The following is a 26838-nucleotide window of genomic DNA, read 5'->3' as shown; positions in this document are numbered from 1 at the left end:
CATATTGAGCTAATTCTCTTTCCCGGTAAAGAAAATTAGATTGAGTTCATCGAGAGCGACACGGCGTCGCAACGAACGAAATTTTTAGGAGGTCACCATGGCCACTTACGAAGAAATCACCACCCGTTACATCTCCGCCACCGAAATTGAAGCAGGTGTACGTAAAGGTCAGCAGCTGCGCGCTGAGTTCGTAGGTTCCTTCTTCCGCAACCTGTTCAAAGGTTCGGACAAGGCATCCGACATCAAGCATCCGGCCGGTACCGTTGGCGGTGCTGCCTGATCAGACGATTGCGCGCGGTTGAGCACCGATTGAGTTTCCTCCCCAAGAGGTGCTCCCGCACGCTGGACTACCGATTTCTATCTAGCGTCTTCCTCCCTATTTGACGCTGTTTTCCCGACTGGCCCGGTCACTTTTGTGATCCGGGCCATTTTTTTTCGGCAATTGGCAGCACCGGTCTTTGCAAAGGGCAGCGTAAAACAGGCCCGGCAGCATGTGGGGCGGTATCGTATCGACTGCTAAGGGTTCCCCCGGGATGTTGTTTGCCTGGCTGCCCCGATCCGCCTGTGTGTCGGGTGATCCTGCCTGTCTTGTGGTCTGCGGAGCGGCTGTTTGCCAGCCGCCCGGCTATTGCGAATCCTGTGGGCTGATGCCCGGCGGGACGTAGAAGCCTGGACGTTCGGACAGCCAGGACAGGATGCTGATCACGGCCATGACAATCAGGGTGGCCATCAGCATGACCTCAATGGAAATGTCGGCGGCAAACATCCAGCCATAAATCGCCGGTCCCATGGCGGAGGCCAGCACCATCACAGCGGTCAGGGTGCTACGCACCGCCCCGATTTCATCAAGCGGCACCAGTTCCGGGATGATGGCGGTACGCAGGGTGGTGGCAAAACCGACGGTAATACCGACCAGACCCATATAAATCAGAATGACAAAGGGTTGAGTGGTTGATGCAAGGACAACAATTCCCAGCATCATCGGGATCAGATGCCAGGGAAACAGTCGGCGCGCGGAATGTTTGTCAATCAGCGGACCGCTGCCAAAGGCCCCCATCACCGATGTCACGGCAAAAACGGTAAATCCCGCCGCAAACCAGCCAAGATCAATATCCTTATGACTTGAAATCGTCCCCTGATGGAAAAACAGGGCGGTCATGATCAGGGGCGGTGCAGCCAGCATCGGCATACAGAACCAGACATAAAGCGATCTGAACAGGCGGGGATGTTCCGGATCGGATGGCGAGGCCTGATCATTGCTGTTATCGGCGTTAAGGGCGGCTTGCGACTCGCCATTGGTTGCGGATGTGGTTTTGGGGGTAGTTTTGTCCTTGCGAGCCGGCGCGGCACGGAATTTCTGATCACCGCGGATCAGCAGAATGGCAACCGGTATCAACACCCCCACGATAAAGGCCGCCGACCCGGCATAGGTATAGCGCCAGCCGACGGTGGCAATCAGTGCGAGAAGTGTCGCCGGAAGGATCGCCTCGGCCAGTGGAAAGCCGAAACTTGCGATCGCAAGGGCGCGCCCGCGATGCTTGCTGAAATAGCGTGCGATGCCGGTCATGCTGACATGGCTCATCAATCCCTGCCCGGCGAGGCGGAGGACAAACAGGGCGGCAATCAGCATCCAGACATTGCTGGCAACCGAAATCATCACACAACCAAGGGCAAGAAGCCCCAAGGTGGCAAGGCTGTAGGACAGGATATCGACCTTGTCGATCCAGCGCCCGACGACCGGCAGACACAGTGCGCTGCCAATCGTGATTCCGGCATAGATATTGGCAAACTCGGTCGCGTTCAGACCGAGGCTTGCGGAAATGAACGGAACAAAAAGCGCAACCAGAAAGGTCTGACCAAAGGAAGAGCCGAAACTGTGTAATACGCCAAAGGCAAGCTGCCTTGGGGCCTGACGCAGCAGAAGAATAAACTGCATGGAAGATGATGTTTCCGGAGTTAAAAGGGGCGCGTTCAGAAGCAGGATTTATTTGTATGAGTAATACTGTATCGATTCAATTCCGGTCGGTCTACTGCCCGGTCGGGTAGGGTGAATGAATGTTGACCTGAAGGGAACCGCCCCAAAGAAAAAGCCCGCAGGGGTGAGGCTGCGGGCTTTGTTCAAAGGTCTGTCAGGTGGCGCCTAGCTGGTGACAGCGCTTGGCGTTGCGCCGTTCTTTTTGCTTTTCCACCAGTTAAAGCCAAGAACCACAAGCAGGACGACGGTGCCGGCAATTTCAGCTTTGACGTCGGGGTAGAACACGCCAATCGTTGCCGGAACGATCACGATGCGCGAAATCACATCCATATGATCAAACAGATAGCCTTCAAGGGCAGCAGCAAAGGCGACCAGACACAGGATGGCGGTAAAGCCGGTCCACAGAACGATCTCGATTGCGCCACCTTCGATGATTTCCGGATTGAAGACCATGAAGGCCGGGATCAGATACAGGCCCTTGGCGAATTTCCAGGCCTGAATACTGGTCTCCATGGGGCTTGCATTGGCGATTGCCGCCCCCGCGAATCCCGCCAGCGCAATGGGTGGTGTCACGTTACTGTCCTGCGAGTACCAGAAGACCACGAGATGGGCGATCAGAAGCGGGATACCGAACTCGTTCGACAGTGCCGGACCGACCAGAACGATCAGAACGATATAGGATGCCGTCACCGGCAGACCCATGCCGAGGATCAGGCTGGCCAGCAGAACCAGTACAAGGGCGAGAACGATGTTGCCGCCAGAAAACGCGATCATCATCGACGAGAATTTCAGGCCAAGGCCGGTCAGACCGACAACGCCAACGATGATCCCGGCAACCGCACAAGCCATCGAAACGGCAACGGCGTTTTTCGCACCAAGTTCAAGAGCGGCGATGGTAATCGCGATGCCCTTTTTGATGGCCTGTTTCAGCCCGTCATGGGTCGGCTTTTCACCATTTTGCGGAGCGACCACGAAATACCAAAGGGCATAACGCAGGGCTGCAACCGCCATAACCGAAATGATGGCCCAGAAGCCGACGCGCATCGGCGAGATATTGAGCACCAGCAGATAAATCAGAATGCCAAGCGGCAGGATGAACTGCCAGCCTTCCTTGAGAACTTCGCGCCAGTCAGGCAGTTCTTCGACCGGCATGCCGCGCATGCCGTTCTTGAGTGCGACGATGTGGACGAACAGATAAACCGTTCCGAGATACAGGATCGCCGGGAAGATCGAGATCATGACGATGTCGAGATAGGGCACCTGGGTATATTCGGAAATCAGGAAGGCACCAGCACCCATCAGGGGCGGGGTGATCTGGCCGCCCGTGGATGCCGCAGCTTCAATACCACCGGCCTGTGCCGGGCGGTAACCGAGTTTCTTCATCAGCGGAATGGTGAAGGCACCGGTTGTCACAACGTTGGCAATTGCCGATCCACTGATAGATCCCATCCCGGCCGATGCCAGAACCGCAGCCTTGGCCGGGCCGCCGGCCTTTTTACCCGTGGCGGCATAGGCCATGTCGATAAAGAATTTGCCCGCCCCGGTGACTTCAAGGAAGGCACCAAACAGCACGAACATGAAGATATAGGTCGCAGCAACCCCCATCGGCAGGCCATAGATGCCTTCCTGACCAAGGTAGAGCTGACCGACAAGGCGATCAATATCGGCACCGCGATGGGCCAGAATGCCCGGAAGCCATTCGCCAAGCCATGGAAGTGCGCCACGCGGACCCGAAAGGGCATAGATGATGGCGACAACGCCGATCACGGTCATGCCAAGGCCGACTGCACGGCGGCTTGCTTCGAGCACGGTCACGGTTGCAATCACACCGATGATCAGGTCGGTGTTGCTCCAGAAACCGGCGCGATTGATGATCGCATCCAGATAGAAGGATAGATAGAAGCCTGTCGTAAAGGCACCGGCGAGGAAGGCGATATCAATCATCCATCCGAGTGCGCCGCGCTTCTTGTTGCTGCCAAATACCGGGAACATCAGGAAGGCAAGGAACATGACGAAGGCAAGATGGATGCTGCGCTGATAAAACAGACCAAGCGGCTCGATCCCGGCGCCATACATCTGGAACAGGGAGAGTGCGACAGCAACAATCGAAATTGCCAACACAACCATCTTGGGTTGTGGCAGTTTGTCCGTCATGGACGGAAACGGTGCCGGTTCAGACATTAAACTTATTCCCCGGTATCAAGGCGGATGGTGACACGTGTGTGTTCAGCCATCTTTGAAAGATATATTTCGTCACCATCGGCTGTGACGATACGGTGATTAACTGCAAGAGACCCGACGCGCAGCACATAGGCGTTGCCCGCTACAGGTTCATCAATATCTTCGATCCAGTATCCACCGCCTTCGGCGCTGGTCAGTATCCCACGACCGGGGAAATGTCCCAGTCCTGCCGCGAAGTCGGGTTGATAGGCGCGATGAAGAACCATCTTGCCGAGATCGTCTATGTAACAGTCGATCACGCCATCACCGGTAACAGAATGATTCCAGTAAAGGCACCAGCCGGTCTGTCGTGGAATGTCGGTCCTTGCGAGAACCGAACCATCCGGGCCGATAACTTCAAGATGATCGACGGTGGTGCCGGGTTTGACTTCCTGTTGGCTGGCAGGGCCAGCACAGGCTGTGATCGAGAGAAGAAGGGCGGCCAAAAGAGGCCGCCCAACCTTTTGCGAAATCATGGACGCAGTTTTTCCGGGATCGGGAAACCGGTTTCTTCATAGTAACGAAGGGCGCCCGGATGCATCGGGATCGGGGTCGAACCCAGTGCGAAGTCAATGGTGGTATCGTTGGCTGCCGGATGGATGGCGATCAGTTCGTCGACCTTTTCAAACAGGGTCTTGGTAATCTGATAAGCCAGTTCCTCGTCCATTTCGTCGCTTACGAACAGAACGTTCGGGGTCGAAATGGTGTTAACCGGTGCGGTTACGCCTTCGTAGATGCCTTTGCGCAGGGCATAGGGTGCGAAGGTCGGTTCTGCATCAAGTGCTGCGAGGATTTCATCATCGGTCAGCGCGATCAGCTTGATGTTACGCGTGGTTGCAAGGTTCAGGATCGAGCTTGTGGGCGGGCCGACGCTCCAGAAACCGGCATCGATGTCGCCATCGCGGATTGCATCAGCGGTTTCGTTGAAGTTCAGGCGCTGCTCTTCGATGTCATCATAGGTGATGCCATTGGCTTCGAGCAGGGTTTTGGCCGAAACTTCGGTCCCCGAACCCGGTGCGCCAACAGAAACGCGCTTGCCCTTAAGGTCGGCAAGGCTGTTGATGCCGCTATCGGCAAGGGTAACGAGCTGAACAGCGTTCGGATAGATCGAAGCCAGTGCGCGCACGTTATCAAGGGTGCGGCCTTCGAATTTGCCGGTTCCGGTGTAACCTGCATAAACGGTATCGGCCAGACCGATTGCGATGTCACTGTCGCCACGGGAAACAAGACCCATGTTTTCAACAGATGCACCGGTAACTTCGGCAACGGCACTTGAACCATCAATATATTTCGTGATCAGTTCCGCAAGGCCACCGCCATACGGATAATAAACGCCGCCGGTCCCGCCGGTTGCGATCGAAAGCTGCTGTGCTGAAGCAGAAGTAGCGGTCAGCATCATGGCTGCGGCTGCTGCGGAAAGCAGAGTACGTAGCTTCATGGTAGTCCTCCCTAGGGTTAACACTTCTAATGTCCAATTAATCAAAGATCGCTACAGAATACGGTTCTTCACGTTCTTTACCGGCCAATTGTCATGGCCTGTTATTCTTGGATTTCACGGATGTCCGGTGTGGCTGTCATGATGACATGAAGCCTGGTCGCTTCCGGTTCCGTTCGACGCCAGCTGCGCACAAAGCAATTCTGGCAGGTCGATGAAATCATGTCAGAGAGTTGATATACAAAACAGCCATCTGGAAAACCCGGATCGGGCTGGCTGTCTGAATCTCCTCCCTGTGTTTTTGTCATTTTATCATTTTGGTACTCGAATGTGCAATGAGTATGCCAAAACAGGAATAAAAAATATTATTTAAAATCAAATACTTATTTTGGGCTTAATTGAGAAATCGGCATAATATTGCCGATCTGAGGATTTTGATCGGCGGAATGTTGCCGATATGCCGATCTGATCAGAGTGGCTTGTCGCGCCGGATGTTCAGCTTTTTCATCTTTTCATTCAGGGTCCGGCGCGGGATGTCGAGTTCTTCCATCACCGATTTGACATTGCCGTCATGGCGATCAAGTGCATCACGAATGACGCGTTCCTCGAAGTCACGGACCTGATCGGCAAGCGCAAGGGTCGTTGATGGTTTGCCTGCCGGATCAAACCCGCCCTTGAACAGGCGTTTGAAACGTTCTTCGGCGCTTCCGACCAGCAAGACATACCGTTCCGCCATGTTTTTAAGTTCGCGGACATTGCCGGGCCATTCATGGGCCTTGAGTTGCGCGATCAGTGCCGGTGTCAGTCGTTCATAGGGGCGCTCGAACCGTTCGGCCGCACGTTCGGCAAAGATATCAAACAGAAGGGCAATATCATCCTTGCGATCCCGCAAGGATGATATTGCCAGTTCAAAGGTATTGATGCGAAACAGAAGGTCTTCACGGAAATTGCGCGCGCTGACCGCATCAACCAGATCTTCGTTGGTCGCACAGATCAGCCGGAAGTCAACTTTGACCGGTGCGTTTGAGCCAACACGCACGACTTCGCGCTGTTCGATCACGCGCAGCAATTTGGCCTGAAGGGCCAGCGGCATGCTTGAGATTTCGTCAAGAAACAGCGTACCGCCAATGGCGTGTTCGATCCAGCCAATCCGTTGGCTGACCGCCCCGGTGAAAGAGCCTTTTTCATGACCGAACAGTTCGCTTTCAGCCGTACTTTCGGGAATGGCAGCACAGTTTACAGCGACGAATTTTTCATCATGCCGGTCACTGAGATCGTGGATGGCGCGTGCGACCAGTTCCTTGCCGGTACCGGTTTCACCCGAAATCAGAACCGGGACTTCGGTCGGGGCAATATTGGCGATTTCGTCCTTAAGCGCACGCATCGGCAAAGAATTGCCGATCAGGCGGCTGTCCAAACTGCTGCGGTGGATGATCTGTTGACGAAGCTGGCGGTTTTCGAGAACCAGACGACGCTTTTCAATGGCGCGTTCGAGACTTTCGACAATGTCTTTGGGCTCGAACGGTTTTTCGACGAAATCATATGCGCCGCTTTTCATTGCCTCGACCGCCATCGGGACATCGCCATGGCCGGTCATCAGGATGACGGGAATGTCGGAATCCGCCGAAAGGACGGATTTGGTAAATGTGATGCCATCAAGTTTGGGCATTTTCACATCCGTCAGGATGACACCAGCAAAATCGGGACGGATATCGCGCAGCGCCTCGCGTGCGTCCTCATAGACCGTGACATCGAAATCCGAAAGTTCCAGCCATTGCGACAGCGCCATGCGCATCGCGGCATCGTCATCAACAATGATGATGTGCGGTTTGGTGATCGGATCTTGCATCTGGCTGATTGACGTCACTGTTTACTGTTCCTGAGCAGCGGCAAACGAACTTCGAAGCAGGCACCGCCCATTGTGGTGTTATAGGCTTTGATGGTGCCGCCAAAGTCCCGCACAATGCCATAAGTTACTGAAAGTCCCAATCCCACACCTTGTCCCGGATCCTTGGTGGTAAAGAACGGGTCAAACAGAAGTGCCAGCGTTTCGTCATTCATGCCCGGTCCGGTATCGGTGATGTGCATGGTAACATCATCGGCATCGGTGGCCAGATCTATGCGGATGCGTTTAACCCCGCTATCTTCCATTGCATCAAGCGCATTGCGGATGATGTTGACGCAAATCTGTTCGATCCGGACCAGATCGGCCCGGATGATCAGGGGGTAATCCGGTTCGTTGCGTTCCAGACTGCAATTTTCGGACTCAAGCTGCGGACGCAGAAGTTGCAAGGCGTTCCCGAGAGCAACTTTCAAATCAACCGGTTCAAGCACACCGGTCGATTTGCGTGAAAATGTCTTGAGCTGTCCGGTAATCGCGCCCATGCGTTCGGTCAGGGATGAAATCTGGCTGATATTCTGGTCAAGCTGGTCGGTTTTGCCGCGGTCAAGCATCAGTTTGGCACTGGCACAGAAAGTCCGGATCGCGGTGATCGGCTGATTGATTTCATGGGCGATGGCTGCCGACATCTGACCGAGGGCGGCCAGTTTTCCGGCCTGGACCAGTTCATTCTGGGTGCCGCGCAGCTCGTCTTCGGTCTTGCGGCGTTCGGCAATTTCTTCTTCGAGCCGGGTATTAAGCGCCTGGATGCGTTCAAGTTCGCGGGCTTCACGCTGGGATGCGAGTTTAAGCTCGCGCTCGCGCAAGAACAGGATCAGCAAAACGATCATGCCCCCGCCAATGATGGCGATCAGCATGACAGCGGCCTGACGGTCGGTAACCTGATCCATCGAGGTCAGATAGAAGATGCGCCAGTCACTGCCCCGGATCGGTTTGCTGTCAAACAGGTAACGGTGGGAACTGATGGTGACGATGCCCGAACCTTTTGCCAGTTGTTGCCCGACATTCAACGATGTCAGTTCGCGGCCGGGATATTGGCGGTTCAGGTTGATACGGGTGCGATCAGTATCGGAAAGCGGGGACAGGGTCCGGTATTTCCAGTCGCCGCGACTGGTCAGGGTGATCACACCGTCGGCATCGGCAACGAAAACGGTTTCGCCGCCTTCCTGCCAGTTCATTTCAACTTCATCGAGTTCGAGTTTGACGACGACGACACCGATGATCTCGCCATTCTGGAAAATCGGATTGGAGATGAAAACACCAGCGCGTCCGGTGGTGACGCCGATCCCGAAAAAGAATCCCTCGTTCCCGGCAAGGGCCAGACTGTAATAGGGGCGGAACGAATAGTCTTCGCCAACAAAACTGTCCGGTGTGTTCCAGTTGCTGGATGCGACGGTGACACCGGTTCTATCAAGAACATAAAGGGCTGCTGCACCGGACCGGTTGTTGACCCGTTCCAGATAAAGATTGGCGATCTGGGCTGTTTGCGGATCAGAGATGGCCTGGATCACCTGATGATGGCGGGCAACCACATAGGGAAGGTAGCGATACCGGTCAATCGCCGCACGCAGGGAGCTGTCATAAAGGGCCAGACGGGCCTGACCGGTTGATTGCAGTTCGCGGATGGTCAGATTGCCGGTCGAACTGACGGCAAGCCAGACCACCAAAGCCGATATCAGCGTGCCGGCAAAGGTCAGGCTTGCGCGACTGAAATTGCGTAACCAGTAAAAAATTGCGGCCTCCGATCCCGTTTGGGACCCTTTTTGTGTTTTGCGCGTTTGTACCGGGTCCGCGCTTTTATCCTGATGGGGTGATTGTTATTGGGCAGAATGGCGCAAAGTCAACAAATACAGGCAAGACGTGCCAGGGATGATGCGTGTATTCGATGAGCCTTAATTATGCCGCAAGTGGTTATTTTTTCGCCACATTGGAATGTAAATTGTATAGTCACAAAACTAACGAACGAATTGTATCTGTCCAGATGACGAGGTCCAGGTGAGTAAGATCGCACTTGTTGATGACGACCGTAATATCCTGACGTCTGTTTCCATGGCTTTGGAAGAAGAGGGTTATGAGGTCCTGACATATTCCGATGGTTCGGAGGCATTGCATGCCCTGACCAAGGAAGAGCCGGATCTTGCCGTGCTTGATATCAAGATGCCGCGCATGGATGGACTGGAACTTCTGACCCATCTGCGCAAGAAAACCGAAATGCCGGTGATCTTCCTGACGTCCAAGGATGACGAGGTTGATGAACTGACCGGTCTGCGTCTTGGCGCGGATGACTACATCAAAAAGCCGTTCTCGCAGCGTTTGCTGATTGAACGTATCCGCACATTGTTGCGCCGTTCGGAAATCATGCGGGCCGGTGGTATTCGCCCGAACGGGTCCGATGATGTGTTGCAGCGCGGGGATCTGGTTCTTGATCCGTCACGCCACATGTGCAGCTGGAAAGGGCAGCATGTGAACCTGACCGTGACCGAGTTTCTGCTGATTCAGGCACTGGCAAAACATCCGGGTCATGTGAAGAACCGTGACCAGCTGATTGATGCGGCCTATGGCGAACATATCTATGTCGATGACCGCACCATCGACAGCCACATCAAGCGCCTGCGCAAGAAATTCCGCGAGACCGACAAGGAATTCAAGGAAATCGAAACCCTGTATGGCGTTGGCTACCGCTATCGCGACTCTGCCACGGTGGCAGGATAATCAGATGAATTCTGGTGCCGGAGCATGTCTGTTCCGGCACCTATCGTTTTGCAGGCCCGATCCAAGCGGGCCAGTTACGCAGGTTTGAATGAGCGATCAAAGCGCTGGCGATCATGACCAGACGACAGGCCAGTCCGAAACACGGGCGGCACGCATAGAGGAACGCCACGGGCTGTTTTCCCCTTTGACCTGGCGCATTCTTGCCGTGAATGCGCTGGCTTTGTTTGTGCTGGTTGCAGGTATTCTGTATCTGGGCCGCTACAAGCAGGAACTTATTCATTCCGAACTTGAAGCCATGGCCGTGCAGGCGGAAATGTATGCCGCCGCCCTTTCGACATCTGCGGTCAGTGCCGAAGATGATGCGACCAACCGGGTGAAGCTTGAAGTCGCGCGCGAGATGGTGCGTCGGCTTGTCGGTATTACCGGCGCACGCACACGGCTTTTTGCCACCAATGGCAAGCTGATGGCTGACAGCCGTAATATCCAGTCCTTTGGCGCAGGCACCATTCAGGCCGAAGAACTTCCGGCACCGGGCGAAGAAGATGCCTTTGCCGATATCATGCGCAAACTGACTGACGGGCTTCTGACCCTGTTTGAAGGCGAGCAGCCCTTGCCGCTTTATGTCGATCCGCCCGTGGCAAGTGCAGCCGATTACCCCGAAGTTCGTGCGGCATTGGCGGGGTATTCGCGCGGTGTTGTGCGTGTGGATAGCCAGGGGCGCCGGGTCTTGTCGGTGTCGGTTCCCGTGGCGCGTTTCAAGCAGGTTCTGGCGTCGGTGATGCTGACCAAAAGTGGCGACACAATTGAAAGCGCGCTGCATGCGGTGCGGCTTGATATCCTTAAAATCTTTGTTTTTGCCTTTGGCATCACGGTGTTGCTGTCGATCTATCTGGCTGGCGTGATTACCCGGCCGTTAAACCGGCTGGCGCGTGCAGCCGAACGGGTCCGGCGGAGCAAGAACCGCCAGTTCACCATTCCCGATCTGTCGGATCGCCGCGACGAGATCGGTGATCTGTCGACCACGCTGCGCGATATGACCGAGACCCTTTGGGACCGCATGGATGCGATTGAACGGTTTGCCGCCGATGTGGCGCATGAAATCAAAAACCCGCTGACATCGCTGCGCAGTGCGGTGGAAACGGCAACGCGTCTCAAGGACCCGGAACGCCAGCGTCGCCTGATGGAAATCATTGCCGAGGATGTGCAGCGTCTGGACCGTCTGATCAGTGATATTTCCGACTATTCGCGGATGGATGCCGAATTGTCGCGCGCCGAATCCGAAGAAGTTGATCTTCGGGTTCTGCTGCAAACACTGGGCGAACTTTATAATGCCGATCCGTCCGGGCCGCGTATCCGGGTGTCTGTCCCCGAAAACCTGAATGTTCCGGCCCTTGAAAGCCGGTTGACCCAGGTGTTCAGAAACCTGATTTCAAACGCGATTACCTTTAGCCCCGAGGGCGGCGAAGTCCGGGTTCGGGCATGGCGTGACAAGGAACGTGCGATCATCACGATCGAGGATGACGGTCCGGGTATCCCGCCGGGCAAGGAAGAGGCGATCTTTAACCGCTTCTATACCGAGCGCCCCGCGACCGAGAAATTCGGCCAGCATTCGGGACTTGGTCTTTCGATCTCCAAGCGGATCATTTCGGCCCATAATGGCGAACTGAGCGCACAGAATCGCGTGGTCGGGGACGAGGTAAAGGGCGCTATCTTTACCATTCGTCTGCCGCTCGAATAGGGAATCGGCACCAAAAAACCGCGAAACGCTTATGCGGAAGGTCAGGTTTACGCGTTTGGTGTTTGACAACAAACGCGCCGCCCCGCATCGTTTTGCCATTATGTCCCAGCTTCATGCCAATTGTGTCCAGATCGGTGACTATGCGCTTTTGCTGCGCGGTCCGTCCGGTTCCGGGAAATCCAGTATATCTCTGCGTTTGATCGATGCGGGGGGCTTTCTGATCGCAGATGACCGGACAGACCTTGTTGCACGCGACGGGCGCCTGATTGCAACATCGCCCGCAACGATTGCCGGATTGTGTGAAGTGCGCGGGCTTGGCATTGTGCGCGGATTGCCACAACGTCCTGAAGGCGATGTCAGGGTGGTGATTGATCTGGTCGATGATCCTGATCTTGTGGAACGAATGCCTCATGGCACATCAGAAGAGATTTGTGGCATATCTGTTGCGCGTTGGACATTATGTGCAACCGATCTGGCACTTGAGGCCAAGATCAGGGTAGCTTTGGCGCTTGCGACCGGTGAATTGCGCTTAGAGTCTTAAGGAAGCTGTTTTGCAGAAAACTCCCGTCAAACCCCGTGATGACCAGAATGCCGCACCTGACAGCTTTGATGGCAGAAGCGGTCTTGTCCTTGTGACCGGTGTTTCGGGGGCAGGACGGACAACTACCCTTAAAATCCTTGAAGATTTCGGCTTTGATGCGGTTGACAACTTGCCGCTTCGGTTGCTTTCGGCCCTGGTGCCAAGCGATTGCCGCCCGGATCGTCCGATTGCCATCGGGCTTGATATCCGCACACGTGATTTTGGCGTTGACCAGTTTGTCGAGATTGTTGGACGCCTGCGCAAGCAGACCGGCATGGAACCCCTGATGATCTATGTCGATGCCGACACAACGGTGCTACAGCGTCGCTTTACCGAAACGCGCCGTCCCCATCCACTCAGCCATGACCGGCCACTGGTTGACGCGATCGAGCATGAAAAACGTCTGATGGCGCCGATTGCGGCGACGGCGGACATGCGGATCGATACATCGCGGATGAAATCAACCGAGCTTCGCAAGATTCTTCAGGACCAGTTTGATATTGGCGAAAATGAAGGCCTTGCGATCTTTGTCAAAAGCTTTTCATTCCGTCAGGGTGTGCCAGCAGAAGCCGATCTGGTTTTTGACGTTCGCTTTCTGCGCAACCCGCATTATGATCCCGAGCTTCGCCTGCTGACAGGCATGAATGATCGGGTAGGCCAATATATTGAAGAAGACCCGGACTTCTCCGGGTTTGTGACCCGTCTGAAAGCAATGCTGGAGCCGATCCTGCCGCGTTATGCGCAAGAAGGGAAAAGCTATCTGACCATTGCGATCGGGTGTACGGGCGGACAACATCGTTCGGTTTATATCGCACGGATACTCAATGACTGGATTGCCGATCTGGGATATGACACACATCTCGGACATCGAGACAAGCCAGATGAACCGGCATCGGGGGAGTGAATAAAATGGAGAAAACTGCATGATCGGGATGGTGCTGGTCACCCATGGCGATCTCGCGAAAGAGTTCGTATCTGCCTTGCAGCACGTTGTTGGCGAGCAGGAAAATGTCGAATCGGTCTGTATTGGACCCGATGACGACATGGAACAACGCCGCGCGGATATCCTTGCAAGCGTCGAGAAAGTCGACAGCGGCAAGGGTGTTGTCCTGTTGACGGACATGTTTGGCGGGACGCCGTCCAATCTGGCGATTTCCATCATGGAACAGGCAAATGTCGAAGTCATCGCAGGGGTTAATTTACCTTTGTTGATCAAACTGGCATCTGTTCGCATTGACGGGACGCTGGCCGAGACGGTCAATGCGGCTCAGGATGCCGGGCGTAAATATATCAACGTTGCGTCGCGTCTGCTGAGTGGCGAAGAATAAGACGGCAACAAAAATAAGAAGGCCGGATGTATCGCAATCGGACATCCGGCTGGCGGGGACATAGATGGCGCAGAAGGAAAAACGTATCCTTACGATTAGCAACCAGCGTGGTTTGCACGCGCGGGCGGCGGCGAAATTTGTTAAACTGGCTGGTGAATTTGAATCCAGCATCATGGTCCGCAATCGCGGCACCGAAGTTTCGGGTGTATCAATCATGGGGCTTATGATGCTTGCCGCATCCATTGGCACCGAGATCGAGGTTGAAGCAACCGGACCCGATGCGGTCAAGGCGATTGAGGCTCTTAACGAACTTGTCGATGCAAAGTTCGACGAAGAATAAAACGCATAACGACCAAAAGACTTCTGACTTTCGGGAAAACAACAAAAACAGGTTCTGACCCCAGGTTTGCAAGTTCCGCCAAAAGATCAAACCCCATCAGACGACCATGCCACCGGTGCCCGCCGGGTCATTACCGGATTGGGCGCATCAGGCGGGATCGTGATTGGCCGGGCTTTTGTTGTGGACCGGCAATATATCCAGGTCAGCCGCAAACCGATTGCCGATGATGCTGTTCAGGCCGAATGCAAACGCCTGCATGACGGTGTTGCGGAAAGCATCGATCAGCTCAAACGTCTGAAATCCCAATCTTCATCAGCCGACAGTGCGGCATCCGAGGAACTTGGCTTCCTGCTTGATGCCTATATCCACATGCTGACCCAGTCGCGGCTGGTGCGCGGTGCGGAAGAGCTGATTGTTTCGCGCAAGCTGAATGCCGTCCATGCGGTCAGCGAAGTGATTGACGTGATCGCCACCCAGTTTTCGGGCATGGATGATCGCTATATCGCGGCGCGTGCAAGCGATATCCGTGAAGTCGGCTTGCGCCTGATGCGGTGTCTGATGGGCGAAACCGACCGTGCCGTTGAAAAGGCCCCCAAGGGGGCGATCCTGATTGCCGAAGATGTCAGCCCGGCCGATATGGCCCGGTTTGAGCCGGGGCAGCTGACTGCCTTTGTCACCGCCCTTGGCGGGGCCGAGGGCCATACGGCGATTATGGCAAGATCACTCGGTATTCCGGCCGTTCTGGGGGCGACCGACATCATCCGGGGTGTATCGGGTGGTGATCAGATCATTGTCGATGGCGGGCGCGGCGAGGTTATCCTGTCGCCCTCTGATGCCGATATCGAACATTACAGCCAGCGCCGGGCAGACTGGCTGGCCGCACGTGACAAGCTTGCGACATTGCGCGACGTACCATCGGCAACGCGCGACGGGGTCGATATTGATCTTCATGCCAATATCGAATTGCCAATCGAACTTTCCGCAGCCCTTGAAAACGGGGCGACGGGCATCGGACTTTTGCGCAGTGAATTCATGTTCATGAACAAGGATTACCTGCCAGATGAAGACGAACAATATGCAGAACTTTCTGACATCGTAAAACGGATGGGCGGCAAGCCGGTCACGATTCGCACCCTTGATATCGGTGGTGAAAAGCTCGCGGTGGCGCTTCAGGCCGATATGGGGTCGGGACCAAATCCGGCTTTGGGATTGCGCGGTGTTCGCTTGTCGCTGCGCAAACCCGAACTGCTTGAAGCCCAGTTTGCCGCCATTTTGCGCGCGTCCCTGCATGGGCCGGTCCGGGTGCTGATCCCGATGGTGGTCGGGGTGCATGAAATGACACGTGCGCGCCAGATATACGAGGCAGTTGCCAAGCGCCTGCGCAAGGAAGGGCACGCGATCCCCGAAATATTGCCGCCATTGGGCGCAATGATCGAAATTCCGGCCGCGGCAATTGCCATCGATACATTGTCGCGCGAATGCGATTTCTTTGCCATCGGCACCAATGACCTGACGCAATATACGCTGGCGATTGACCGGACCGATGATCAGGTGGCGGGGCTTTATGATCCGCTTCATCCGGCGGTCTTGCGCCTGATCCGTGATGTGATCAGAGTTGCTGGTGAACGGGGCATCCCGGTCAGTGTTTGCGGCGAAATGGCCGGTGATCCGCGTTATGTGCCGCTGTTTATCGGGTTTGGTTTACGCAATCTGTCGATGTCGCCGGTTAACCTGTTGCTGGTCAAACAGCGCCTGCGCCGGCTTGATACCCGTAATTCCGAACATCAGGCCAACCGGGTCATGGAACAGTGGGATTCGGCACGCATCGCCATGATGCTTGATGATTTCAACGATCTTGCCTGATTGATCGGGCCTTGGCGCAATCTTGGCCGGATCAGTCATCGGCCTTGTCCATTGCAACCATCATCACGACATAGGGAACAGCCCGAAATTTTCCGCCGAAATCAGCAGGATTTCGGGGTGAGAATGGTCGTGGATTGATCCGTCTTTTGCGATTGGGCAAAAAAAGACTTGAAAACGATATAAAGAAATCTTTATATGTGTTCCATCGCGGTCAGGGAAATGACCGCAACAGAATTTCTCGGCGTATCGGCAGGACAGAAGTCCGTGGCGGATGCGCCATTCCTGTTTGATTGGAGACGACATGTCGAACTTTACCGATTACAAGGTCGCAGACATCTCGCTGGCCGCTTGGGGCCGCAAGGAAATCGCGATTGCCGAAACCGAAATGCCGGGCCTGATGGCGCTGCGCGAAGAATATGGCGCAGCACAGCCGCTGGCTGGCGCACGTATCGTCGGTTGCCTGCACATGACCATCCAGACCGCAGTTCTGATCGAAACGCTGACGGCACTTGGTGCGGAAGTTCGCTGGTCTTCGTGCAACATCTTCTCGACCCAGGATCAGGCTGCGGCGGCGATTGCTGTTGCTGAAATCCCGGTATTTGCCTGGAAAGGCGAGACCGAGGAAGAATTCTGGTGGTGCATCGAGCAGACCATTTCCGGCCCGAACGGCTGGAAACCGAACCTGATCCTTGACGATGGCGGCGACGTTACCCAGTTGATCCACGACAAGTATCCGGAACTTCTTGAAGACATCAAAGGTCTGTCGGAAGAAACCACCACCGGTGTTCACCGCCTGTATGAAATGGCGAAAAAAGGCACCCTTAAGGTTCCGGCGATCAACGTCAATGACTCGGTCACCAAGTCGAAATTCGACAACCTGTATGGCTGCCGTGAAAGCCTGGTCGATGGCATCAAACGCGCAACCGACGTAATGGTTGCCGGTAAAGTTGCCGTTGTTGCCGGCTTTGGTGACGTGGGTAAAGGTTCTGCTGCTTCGATGCGCAGCCAGGGTGCCCGCGTTCTTGTGACCGAAATCGATCCGATCTGTGCGCTTCAGGCCGCGATGGAAGGTTACGAAGTCACCACCATGGAAGATGCTGCACCGGTTGGCGATATCTTTGTCACCACCACGGGTAACATCGACATCATCACGCTTGACCATATGCGTGCGATGAAAGACCGTGCAATTGTTTGCAACATCGGTCACTTCGATTCCGAAATCCAGATCGGTTCGCTGCGTAACTACAAGTGGGACAACGTCAAGCCGCAGGTCGACGAAGTCGAATTCCCGGATGGCAAACGTCTGATCGTTCTGGCCGAAGGCCGTCTGGTCAACCTTGGTTGCGCAACCGGCCACCCGAGCTTTGTCATGTCGGCCTCCTTCACCAACCAGGTGCTGGCCCAGATCGAGCTGTGGAAGAACTTTGCCAACTACGAGAACAAGGTTTATGTCCTGCCCAAACACCTTGATGAGAAAGTTGCAGCCCTGCATCTTGACCGTCTGGGCGTAAAACTGACCAAGCTTTCGAGCGAACAGGCCGAATATATCGGTGTTCCGCAGGCTGGTCCGTTCAAGCCGGATCATTACCGTTACTAATCGGTCTTTGCCGATTTGCATCAAAGCCGGTCTGTTCAGTCAGACCGGCTTTTTTGTGTTCAGGGCGGGACTTGCTTGATAAAAGCAATCAGCCCCACCAAAGAGTTTGGAAACATGCCCCAGCTTGAAATTGAATATTCCGCAAAGCTTCCGATTGCCGACGAATTGCCGAAACTGGCTGTTGATCTGCATTATGTGATTGCCCGCGAAGCCGATGCGGATCTTGATTCCTTCAAGACGCGGATTTCAGCGCTGCAGAATGTCGTGATTGCCGATGGTGATGACAGTCATGCGATGGTCCATCTTGATATTCGCCTGCTGTCGGGGCGGACCGATCAGATGAAGTTCGCCACGGGCGAGGCAGCCCTTGCGGTGCTGCGTGATCGGCTGGAATGGCTGGTGGGGGATTATGCGGTGCAATTTACGGTCGAGGTCCATGACCTTGATCGGGCGCATTACCACAAGCATGTGACCCTTGCGCCGTAAGGCGGTTTCGATCCTACATCAAAAGCGCTTCGTGGATCGGATGGTCAGGACCATAGCGATCATTAAGCAGTTTGATCAGCTCGCGCGAGAAGTCCTTGCCGGCGTCAAGAAGCGACCGCAATTGCACATTATTGCGATCATGCGGTCCGACCCCGTCAAGACGGGCGCGCACATCGGGATCGGATAGTTCGCGCAGGAAGCGGTCATAAAGATCAAGTGCAGGCAGGCTTTTCTCGCCAAACACGGTTTGCAGTCGTGTGATTGGCGGGAGCTGTAAAAGTTCCGACAGTTTTTCGCGTTTCCCCGCATAATCACGTCCTGCTGTTTCCGCAGCCGCAATAATGCCGCCAAAATAAAGCATCTTTCGGGAAAATACGAGTTTGAGGCGGCGGGGTGCCCATGCCTTGCTGGCGTCGCCTTCGCGGGTCTTGATTTCGAAATCTACGCTGATGGTCCGGTAGTAGCGGATCACATCATTGACCAGAAAGCGGGCGATGGAGTCCCGCGTGACCGATGTGGTGACGTAGTTGGCAATCAGATCGTCAAAGAATTTGCGTTTTCCTGCCTCGTTATAAAGCCATTCACATTCGAGCAGGAACAAAAGCCGTCTTGTGGTGATCGAGTTGGTATCACCATCCAGACCGATGCGATTTACGAGTTCCTCGGCCGTGACATAGGATGAAAACGGGCCGTTTACCGCCGGTTTCTTGGTGACCATCTTGCCAAGGATGTCGGCAACTTCCTGATGCGGGGCCTGATCACGTTCGGCTTCGCGGCCGATAATAAAGTAATCAAGATCGGACTGGTCGGATGCCTCGTGGCGTCCATAAGACCCTGTTACGACAACGCAAAATGTATCGCCCTGCAGGCGTGTTGCCAATGCAGCACGCATTTCCGCCAGACGCCGGGCGGAATAGTCCTGATTGGTTGCGATGGTTGCGGGTAACAAGATCGGGACAGCCTCTTGGTGCGACTCGTTGATTACCAACTATCTGCCTAAAGGTTAAAGATTAATACCGCGTTTATCTGATATGGGGTTTGCCAGATTAAGATTGCGAAGGTGATTGACGGTTTGTCCGCAAAAACCATAGTTAACCGGCGATCTCCGACGACGGAGGATACGCGTCCCACACCTGTCGCCCCACATCTGTTGCGAAAGAACGCCCCTTCATGAATATCACTGATCTGCCCTTTGGCACGACCGACTGGTCTTCTATCGAGCCGACCGAACATCGCGGTGAAACCGGCATGGCGACATGGCGAACACGGCAATTTGGCCCGATCCGGGTCCGCATGGTGCAATATTCACCGGGCTATCTGGCCGATCACTGGTGTTCGAAGGGGCATATTCTGCTGTGTCTGGAAGGCGAACTTGCGACCGAGCTTGAAGATGGCCGGACCTTTGTTCTGAAACCGGGGATGAGCTATCAGGTGGCCGATAACGCAGAGGCACATCGTTCTTCGACCGAGACAGGCGCGACCCTTTTTGTGGTCGATTGATATTATATCAGTTCGTGCCGCCTGGTGTTGGGGAGGCATCAGGCGAGCCAACGTAACAGAGCCGGACTGCTTTTCCGCGTCGTCGTATTTGACGGACCGGTAAAGCAGTCCGGGTTTCCGACATCCTTGATGATGTAATGTCGTGCGGGCTGAATGTCTGGGACCTGTGATGCCTACATCACAGCCCCGATTTGCCAGGGGACAAACTCGGCGCTGCCAAAACCAAGGGCCTCGCTTTTGCTTTTGGTGCCCGATGCAATTTCAAGGAACAGGTCGAATATTTCGCGGCCTTTATCTTCAATTGTGATTGCACCATCGACAATTGTTCCGCAATTGACGTCCATATCTTCGGACATGTTTTCATACATCGTGCTGTTTGTGGCGAGCTTGATGCAGGGGCTTGGCACATAGCCCGAAACCGATCCGCGACCGGTGGTAAAGGCAATCAGGGTTGCCCCGCTTGCGATTTGACCGGTGACAGAGCATGGGTCGTAGCCGGGGCTGTCCATGAAGACAAAGCCCTTGTTGGTGATGATCTGACCAAATTCATAGACATCGGTCAGCGGGGCTGTGCCGCCCTTGGCGACAGCACCAAGGGACTTTTCCAGAATGGTGGTCAAGCCGCCCCGTTTGTTGCCCGGCGACGGATTGTTGTTCATTTCGCCGCCGCGCACCGATGTGTAGTTTTCCCACCATAAAATCCGGTCGACCAGTTTCTGGCCGATTTCATCATTGATGGCGCGCCGGGTCAGGAGATGTTCCGCACCATAGATTTCAGGCGTCTCCGAGAGAATTGTGGTGCCGCCGTGACGAACCAGCAAATCGGATGCATATCCCAAGGCCGGATTGGCGGTAATTCCGGAATATCCGTCTGATCCGCCACATTGCAGACCAACAACCAGTTCGGATGCCGGGACACGCACCCGCTTTGCCTGATTGGCCCGCAATGCAAGATCACGCACAATATCAACACCGCGTTCAACGGTTTGACGTGTTCCACCGCTATTCTGAATGGTCATATAGTGGAAGTTGCCGTCATGACGCAATTTTTCCGCCCCGACGAGATCTTCGACCTGCATGGCTTCACATCCAAGACCGACAAGCAGAATGCCGCCAAAATTCGGGTGTTTGGCATAACCTGCGAGAGTCCTGAACAGGGTGTCATATCCCTCGTCGTGGCGGCCCATGCCGCATCCACTTCCGTGAACAATCGGCACGATGCCATCGACATTTTCAAGATCGGCAAACCAGCCGGTTTTTTCCGCCTGTTCGGCAATGAAGCGGGCCACACTTCCCGAGCAATTTACCGATGTCAGAACACCGATATAGTTGCGCGTACCGAACCGCCCGTCACTGCGTGGATAGCCCATAAAGAACCGGGCGTCCGAAATGGGCGGCAAAGGTTTGGCATCTTTGCTGAAATCATAGTTCTGGCGATGGTCGCTCATACCCAGATTGTGGGTGTGAACGTGATCGCCCGGTGCGATGTCTGCAGTGGCGACACCTATGATCTGGCCGTAGCGCAGAACAGGTTCACCCGCGGCAATCGAACGTATCGCGATTTTATGGCCACGCGCGACCGGTGCATTCAGGGTGACAGGGCTTTGTGAAAGTTCCGTCCCTGTTTTCAGGTCAGCCAGCGCAATTTCAACATTGTCGCCGGGATGCAACAGGATGCTGATGGGAGAAGATTGGGTCATTTGCATTTATCTTCGTGCTTTATTGCCGATAGAGAAGTTCGGGCAAGAACAGGGTGATCGAAGGCACATAGGTCAACAGTAGCAGCACAGCGATCAGTGGAACGAGGAACGGCATGGTGGCCTTGGCGCAGCGTTCAAATGGAATTGCCGACACCTTGGACAGCACATAAAGCACCATCCCGATGGGGGGTGTTAAAAGACCGATCATCAGATTGAGGATGACGATGATGCCCAGATGGATCGGATCAATACCAAGCTGCAATGAAACGGGCAGCAAGACAGGGACCAGAATGGAAATTGCCGCGATGGTTTCCATGAACAGGCCGATCACAAGCACGATCAGGGTAATGATCAGAAGGATCAGGGCCTTGTTCTGTGTCAGGCCAAGCAGTGTTTCAGAGAACACAACAGCTGCCTGATTGGCGGCAAGGATCCAGGCAAAGACGCTTGCGGTTCCGACAATCAGCAAAATCGATGCGGTGGTTTCGATGGTTTCAATCGAGACCCGGATCAGTTTTTTCCAGCTTAGGGTTCGATAAATCACCATGCCAAGAAGGATGGCATAGCTTGCCGCGCAAACGGCGGCTTCGGTCGGGGTGAACATGCCCGATGCGATGCCGCCAACAATTATGACCGGGGTCAGAAGTGGCAGAAACGCGGTTTTGAAGGTTGATCCGACAAGCTTCGGGCTGAAAGCGACATCACGCGGATAGTTGCGTTTGCGCGCCATCCACCAGACCATCACCATCAGGGATGCGGCCATAAGAAGACCCGGGATGATGCCCGCAACAAACAGTTCCCCGATTGAGACCGAGGCCATGACGCCAAAAATAACAAGCGGCAGCGAAGGCGGAATGATCGGGCCGATGGTCGAAGATGCGGCCGTGATGCCGACCGAAAAATCATCATCATATCCCGCGTCACGCATCGCCTTGATTTCAATCGATCCAAGACCACCGGCATCGGCGACGGCGGCACCCGACATACCGGCGAAAACGATGCTGGCACCGATATTCACATGCCCCAGACCCCCGTGGGCCCAGCCGACAAGTGCACGCGCAAAGGCAAAAATCCGGCTGGTGATCCCGGCCGAATTCATCAATCCACCGGCAAGAATGAAAAACGGGATGGCCAGAAGTGGAAAACTGTTCATGCCATTGATCATATTGTGCAGCAGAACGACAGGCGGCATGCCTTCGAGCAGGATATAAAGAAGAGAGGAAAATCCAAGAGCAACTGCAATCGGCAAGCGCAGGGCGATCAGGACGACCAGCGATACCAGAAGAAGAATAAAGCTCATCAGCGCGTTCTCCGCAGCAATAGATAAATCTGGTAAAGATGGACCGCCAAAAGGATGCCAAGAGCAATCAGGACCAATCCATAGAAGTAGTATTTGGGAAGCGGCAGAGAGACCATCTTCTGGTACGAGGTCTTCGTCATGAGTTCATTGAGGGAATAGATGGCAAAGCCGAAGAAGCCCGATGACAGTACGAGCGCGACGAGTTTGAGCTTGGTCAGTCCCCGCCCGGCAAGTTTGTCGATAAATTCAAGGCGGATATGACTATCGACAAGCTGGCATTTTATCGCACCGACAAAGGCCAGAAGAATAAGCAGGTAACGCGCGACTTCCTCGGTCCAGGCCAGCGAGTCATTCAGGACGTAGCGGGTGAAGAATTGCAGGAACACCGTGACGAACAAGGCACAGAAAACCAGCAAAGCCGGAAAGTCGGCCCAGGTGATGTTCAGTCGGAAGTTCGTTTCGGCTTCTTGTCGTTCCTGTTCCTTGAAAAGATCCCCGTTGATGTCAGACATTTTGTCTCTTCCTTGGGCACGGAACATGACGTAACCGGGGGAAATGGCTTCCCCCGGCCGGATTTGGGATGGAAAGGTTAGACGGGATTAACCCTTGATCGCTTGCAGGCGTTCATAAATTTCCGGGTCCCAAGGCATGTCGTCGCTTTTCAGGCGCGGGGCAATGACATCAATGAACGGACCACGATCAACCTTGTTGACCGTAACGCCCTGTGTGGTGAACCATTCAGACAGCTCATTTTCACTTTTCACGATTTCATCGGATGCATGAATGCCGGCTTCCTGAAGGGTGTCGAGCAGCAATTTCCCATCTTCTTCACCCAGTTTCGACATGGTCGATGGCGACACCAGCATGATCAGGGAGTTGATGATATGGCCCGTCAGATTGATGTTTGACTGTACTTCATAGAACTTCTTGAATTTGATGGTCGGAAGCGGGTTTTCCTGTGCATCAACCACACCTTGTTGCAAGGCAAGATACACTTCTGAGAAAGCCATCGGTGTCGGATTGGCCCCTGTTTCCTTGGGGAACATCTGATAGGCAGGGGCATTGGGCGTGCGAATTTTCAAGCCCTTCATATCCGCCGGTGTCAGGATCGGTTTGTTGGACGTTACATGGCGTGCGCCATAGTAAACGAGACCGGCGATCTGGTTACCGGTGACATCTGTATATTCCTTGGACAATTCGGCAAACAAATCCGATTTGACGTAGTTTGACCAATGATCATAGCCGCGAAGGGCAAAGGGATAGTCCGAGATTGAGATCGGCGGATAAGTCTGCCCAAGGTAGGCGACGCCGGTATAGATGATATCAATCGAACCGAGGGTCAGGGCTTCGTTGATGGCGGCTTCCTTGCCAAGCTGGGATGCCGGATAGACCTTGATTTCATAACGCCCGTTTGTGCGTTCCGAGAACAGCGAAGCGGCTTCAAGTGCGGCGCGGTGATACGGGGTGTCTACTTCGTAGACATGGCCGAATTTCAAAACTTCTTGCGCATTGGAAGCCTGTGAGATTCCAGCAAGGGTTGCAAAGGCCGTCAATCCCATCAGAAGCGTACGGGACAATTTCCGAGTGAACATTATTTCCTCCGTGAATGTGCATTATTTTAGTTTTTGTTTTTCTCTGTGATCTTAGGGAAGAGTTGCTATTCACCTCAACTGTCTTTAATGCTTAAAAAACATCCAAAAAGACAGGAGCTTTGGTGGCTCGTTCGGATCAGAAATTCAAGACCAGCTTCAATACCTGGCTTGATAGTGTTGCAGTTGGAAATTGCCCGGAAACCATTTCGGGACTGGCAAGGTTGCTGGGAGTTAGCAGGACGCTGGCGCGCAGCATCCTGCAACGTGCGCGCGAAATCGGTCTGATTTCAGAAGACAGTTTTCCGATCACGTTTTTGCGCAGCACCAGAAAATCCGACTATTTTCCAAACTCGGACATCAGAAGTCTTGAAGAACAGCTTGAAACTGATTTCATGATGTGGCTGAGAACGATGCAGCCCCCACCGGGTAGTCGTCTTCGTGAAGCGGTTCTGGCCCGCCAGTTCGGGGTTTCAAACACAACTGTTCGAGAATTTCTGATCGGGCTAAGCCGGTTTGGCTTCATCCGCAAAGAACCACAACGAAGCTGGATTCTGGAAGGCTTTACCGAGAAATATGCCCTTGAACTTCATGAAGTGCGCCAGATGTTTGAAACGCGCGCAATCAGGGCAGTTTTCACGATTCCCAAGGAAGACCCGTTCTGGGGGAAAATGCTGCGTATTCGTCAAGAGCATATTCAGCTGCGCAGGGAAATTGAAACACGATTTATCGAGTTCTCTGAACTTGATAGTCGCTTTCACAGAATGCTGAATGCGGCCACCGGGAACCGGTTCATGGATGGCTTTCAGGATTCAATATCGTTGATCTTCCATTTTCATTATCGCTGGTCCAACAAGAATCAGGTCGAACGCATCGTGCTTGCCATACAAGAACATCTTGAAATTATTGATGCGATTCTTGAACGGGATCAGGACGCGGCCGTGAAAGCCCTTGAGCGCCATCTTGCAACCGCGAACCAGACGTTCCTTGCCTCGATTAACCGTGACTAGGATGTCCTTGGTCTCAAGTCACCATCACAAGCCACCTGCAAGAACCGTCAAGTTCCCTAATCAAACAGGCTTGCGGCGGCGGCCTGTTGGGCCGGGTCGGTCAGGCTGCCGACGCGGCGCAGGAACGAGTTCTTTTCCTCGTAATAGCGTTTTGACAGATCGGCAAAGCATCTGACTTCGACATCCTTGTTGATGTGGAATTCACGACGCGGCACCTTGGCCTCGTTAAGGTCAAGGGTGCTGGCTGATGCGCTGATCTGATGGTCAACCGCATCGGCAACGCCATCAAGCTCGATCCGGTTTTTCAGGCTGTGCAGGAACTTCTTGAAGGCCGGATGGCTGTTTAAAAACGCCTTTTCGGTCAAAAGGAAATCATCGGCTGCAAAGTCGGGTGCGTTTTTGACAACAAATTCACGGCACAGATGGTCTGTGGCAAAGCACATCGGACCAAAGATGAAGTTGCGATAGATGTCTTCCTTGAGCTGCCAGAACTTGTCCAGACGCTTGAGCGAGTCCGCATCAAGTTTGACGGCGGCCTCAAGCAGCAGGCGCGGATGGCAATGCACATGGTTGGGATGCACATAGGTCTTCGTGCGGCTGATACCTTCGAGTGTGTCGATATTGACCGGGCCGGAAAACAGGCTGGCATGGGGGTGATCCGACTTCTTTGACAGAAGTGCGATGACTTCGTTCGGATCAACATTGTGTTTGACCAGCAGATGATTGACCGACAGATCAAGCTGCACTTCGCCGGTGATGATCTGATTGGTCAGTTGATGATGGTTGCGGTTAAACCGCCGGGCAAATTCCGGTTCCAGCGTATGGGAAAACGGCCCATGCCCGATATCGTGCAAAAGGGCCGCAGCACCGAGCAAATCACAATCGGCATCCGAAAGACCCATCAGGCGGCAATAACGCTGTGACAGCAGGGCAACGCCGATGGTGTGGTCATAGCGCGAATGACGGATATTTGCCGGTTTGCCATTGGGATGGAACAGATAGTCGATGGCACCCAGAAACGAAATTTCACGCAACCGTTCAAAGGCATGTGATGCAATCAGCTTTTTATGAAGCGGACGGTCAAAGGCCGATGCGATCTGGGCACGCTTGAAATGGTAGTTATATTGCGGAACATCGCGAAACAGCAGTTCCCATTCGGCGATGTCGGCAGCATTGAAATTGGTATCAAACAGATCACCGATTTCCGGTCCCGGATCCTTGGTCACCTTGAGCGCGGCAGATTCCTTTTGGGACGCGGCCGGTTTGGCCGCCGCGCGCGGTGCAAAAAGATCTAGCTGCGGTTTGGGACTCATCTTTGGAATGACGGGTACGTTGTGTCTGTTGTTAAAGCCAATACCGCAGACATAAACGGATTCATTGCCCATGTCATCGCGGTTTTTCCACAGGCGAACCCCGTGAAACACGGCCTCAGACAAGGCTGTTGCCGAGATGATGCGAAACGGTGGTAAAAGCACACCGTTTTCACCATAATAATAGCTCATAAACACAAACGGTTAACAACACGTGACACGGAACGCATCCGAGCAAGCTTCCAAACGGATTGG

24 protein-coding genes are annotated in these 26838 nt (G+C 54.3%); 12 read left to right on the top strand and 12 right to left on the bottom strand.

Annotated elements, in window-relative coordinates; translation table 11 throughout:
- Positions 1 to 97 precede the first annotated feature (97 nt).
- Positions 98 to 280 (top strand): hypothetical protein, encoded by a 183-nt coding sequence (locus tag ACTU44_RS00505; protein WP_114096153.1) that lies wholly within the window; start codon positions 98 to 100, stop codon positions 278 to 280.
- 345 nt (positions 281 to 625) lie between these two features.
- Here the strand turns inward: ACTU44_RS00505 and ACTU44_RS00500 are convergent, their stop codons facing one another.
- From ACTU44_RS00500 to ACTU44_RS00475, 6 genes are all read right to left on the bottom strand, one after another.
- The gene (locus ACTU44_RS00500) at positions 626 to 1936 is read right to left on the bottom strand and encodes an MFS transporter (RefSeq protein ID WP_462096392.1); all 1311 of its coding nucleotides are present in this window, start codon (positions 1934 to 1936) and stop codon (positions 626 to 628) included.
- Positions 1937 to 2140: 204 nt separating this feature from the next.
- Positions 2141 to 4156 carry a TRAP transporter permease gene (locus ACTU44_RS00495; protein WP_462096391.1) on the bottom strand — a complete coding sequence of 672 codons (2016 nt, stop codon included), beginning with the start codon at positions 4154 to 4156 and terminating at the stop codon, positions 2141 to 2143.
- 5 nt (positions 4157 to 4161) lie between these two features.
- A complete protein-coding gene (locus tag ACTU44_RS00490; RefSeq protein ID WP_462096390.1) occupies positions 4162 to 4671 on the bottom strand; it encodes a DUF1850 domain-containing protein in 510 nt (169 codons plus the stop codon).
- Positions 4668 to 5633: a TAXI family TRAP transporter solute-binding subunit gene (locus tag ACTU44_RS00485; protein WP_114096149.1), complete on the bottom strand. Its 966-nt coding sequence runs from the start codon at positions 5631 to 5633 to the stop codon at positions 4668 to 4670. The genes ACTU44_RS00490 and ACTU44_RS00485 overlap by 4 nt, the downstream gene beginning before the upstream one ends.
- A 466-nt stretch (positions 5634 to 6099) precedes the next feature.
- Positions 6100 to 7497: a sigma-54-dependent transcriptional regulator gene (locus tag ACTU44_RS00480; protein WP_462096389.1), complete on the bottom strand. Its 1398-nt coding sequence runs from the start codon at positions 7495 to 7497 to the stop codon at positions 6100 to 6102.
- Positions 7494 to 9194 carry a sensor histidine kinase gene (locus ACTU44_RS00475; protein ID WP_258548565.1) on the bottom strand — a complete coding sequence of 567 codons (1701 nt, stop codon included), beginning with the start codon at positions 9192 to 9194 and terminating at the stop codon, positions 7494 to 7496. Before ACTU44_RS00475 ends, ACTU44_RS00480 begins: the two co-directional genes overlap by 4 nt.
- Positions 9195 to 9525: 331 nt before the next feature.
- Between ACTU44_RS00475 and ACTU44_RS00470 the strand changes: the two genes are divergently transcribed.
- From ACTU44_RS00470 to ACTU44_RS00430, 9 genes are all read left to right on the top strand, one after another.
- The gene (locus ACTU44_RS00470; RefSeq protein WP_114096147.1) at positions 9526 to 10242 is read left to right on the top strand and encodes a response regulator transcription factor; all 717 of its coding nucleotides are present in this window, start codon (positions 9526 to 9528) and stop codon (positions 10240 to 10242) included.
- Between the two features lie 88 nt (positions 10243 to 10330).
- Positions 10331 to 11980, top strand: a complete 1650-nt coding sequence (locus ACTU44_RS00465; protein ID WP_258548564.1) for a sensor histidine kinase — start codon at positions 10331 to 10333, stop codon at positions 11978 to 11980.
- A 58-nt stretch (positions 11981 to 12038) separates the two neighbouring features.
- The gene (locus ACTU44_RS00460) at positions 12039 to 12521 is read left to right on the top strand and encodes an HPr kinase/phosphorylase (RefSeq protein WP_258548563.1); all 483 of its coding nucleotides are present in this window, start codon (positions 12039 to 12041) and stop codon (positions 12519 to 12521) included.
- Between the two features lie 10 nt (positions 12522 to 12531).
- Positions 12532 to 13464, top strand: a complete 933-nt coding sequence (rapZ, locus tag ACTU44_RS00455; protein ID WP_114096146.1) for an RNase adapter RapZ — start codon at positions 12532 to 12534, stop codon at positions 13462 to 13464.
- Between the two features lie 19 nt (positions 13465 to 13483).
- On the top strand, positions 13484 to 13888 hold the full coding sequence (locus tag ACTU44_RS00450; RefSeq protein ID WP_114096145.1) for a PTS sugar transporter subunit IIA: 405 nt from the start codon (positions 13484 to 13486) through the stop codon (positions 13886 to 13888).
- 64 nt (positions 13889 to 13952) lie between these two features.
- Positions 13953 to 14228, top strand: a complete 276-nt coding sequence (locus ACTU44_RS00445; protein WP_114096144.1) for an HPr family phosphocarrier protein — start codon at positions 13953 to 13955, stop codon at positions 14226 to 14228.
- Between the two features lie 66 nt (positions 14229 to 14294).
- Positions 14295 to 16091, top strand: a complete 1797-nt coding sequence (gene ptsP / locus ACTU44_RS00440) for a phosphoenolpyruvate--protein phosphotransferase (protein ID WP_258548562.1) — start codon at positions 14295 to 14297, stop codon at positions 16089 to 16091.
- Between the two features lie 301 nt (positions 16092 to 16392).
- Positions 16393 to 17688 (top strand): adenosylhomocysteinase, encoded by a 1296-nt coding sequence (ahcY, locus tag ACTU44_RS00435; protein ID WP_462096388.1) that lies wholly within the window; start codon positions 16393 to 16395, stop codon positions 17686 to 17688.
- 114 nt (positions 17689 to 17802) lie between these two features.
- Positions 17803 to 18174: a 5-carboxymethyl-2-hydroxymuconate Delta-isomerase gene (locus ACTU44_RS00430; RefSeq protein WP_462096387.1), complete on the top strand. Its 372-nt coding sequence runs from the start codon at positions 17803 to 17805 to the stop codon at positions 18172 to 18174.
- A 13-nt stretch (positions 18175 to 18187) separates the two neighbouring features.
- Here the strand turns inward: ACTU44_RS00430 and ACTU44_RS00425 are convergent, their stop codons facing one another.
- Positions 18188 to 19123, bottom strand: coding sequence for a DUF294 nucleotidyltransferase-like domain-containing protein (locus tag ACTU44_RS00425; RefSeq protein WP_114096818.1), 936 nt, complete (start codon positions 19121 to 19123; stop codon positions 18188 to 18190).
- Between the two features lie 221 nt (positions 19124 to 19344).
- On the opposite strand from ACTU44_RS00425, the gene ACTU44_RS00420 reads away from it, so the two are divergent.
- Positions 19345 to 19674, top strand: coding sequence for a DHCW motif cupin fold protein (locus tag ACTU44_RS00420; protein ID WP_336079433.1), 330 nt, complete (start codon positions 19345 to 19347; stop codon positions 19672 to 19674).
- Between the two features lie 173 nt (positions 19675 to 19847).
- Here ACTU44_RS00420 and ACTU44_RS00415 read toward each other — a convergent pair whose 3' ends face one another.
- From ACTU44_RS00415 to ACTU44_RS00400, 4 genes are all read right to left on the bottom strand, one after another.
- The gene (locus ACTU44_RS00415) at positions 19848 to 21374 is read right to left on the bottom strand and encodes a UxaA family hydrolase (RefSeq protein ID WP_462096386.1); all 1527 of its coding nucleotides are present in this window, start codon (positions 21372 to 21374) and stop codon (positions 19848 to 19850) included.
- Between the two features lie 19 nt (positions 21375 to 21393).
- Positions 21394 to 22674 carry a TRAP transporter large permease gene (locus ACTU44_RS00410; protein ID WP_462096385.1) on the bottom strand — a complete coding sequence of 427 codons (1281 nt, stop codon included), beginning with the start codon at positions 22672 to 22674 and terminating at the stop codon, positions 21394 to 21396.
- Positions 22674 to 23186, bottom strand: a complete 513-nt coding sequence (locus ACTU44_RS00405) for a TRAP transporter small permease (RefSeq protein WP_181850124.1) — start codon at positions 23184 to 23186, stop codon at positions 22674 to 22676. Before ACTU44_RS00405 ends, ACTU44_RS00410 begins: the two co-directional genes overlap by 1 nt.
- An 87-nt stretch (positions 23187 to 23273) precedes the next feature.
- A complete protein-coding gene (locus ACTU44_RS00400) occupies positions 23274 to 24266 on the bottom strand; it encodes a sialic acid TRAP transporter substrate-binding protein SiaP (RefSeq protein WP_114096139.1) in 993 nt (330 codons plus the stop codon).
- Positions 24267 to 24388: 122 nt separating this feature from the next.
- Between ACTU44_RS00400 and ACTU44_RS00395 the strand changes: the two genes are divergently transcribed.
- Complete coding sequence (locus tag ACTU44_RS00395) at positions 24389 to 25273, top strand: GntR family transcriptional regulator (protein ID WP_114096138.1); 885 nt, start codon at positions 24389 to 24391, stop codon at positions 25271 to 25273.
- Between the two features lie 56 nt (positions 25274 to 25329).
- Here ACTU44_RS00395 and ACTU44_RS00390 read toward each other — a convergent pair whose 3' ends face one another.
- Entirely contained in the window at positions 25330 to 26775 is a 1446-nt protein-coding gene (locus ACTU44_RS00390) for an HD domain-containing protein (protein WP_336079424.1), read from the bottom strand.
- Between the last annotated feature and the right edge of the window lie 63 nt (positions 26776 to 26838).

This window comes from Thalassospira sp. SM2505, from assembly GCF_054901115.1.
The sequence above is the reverse complement of the archived record's forward strand: the minus strand, read 5'-3'. Positions and strand labels throughout refer to the sequence as shown.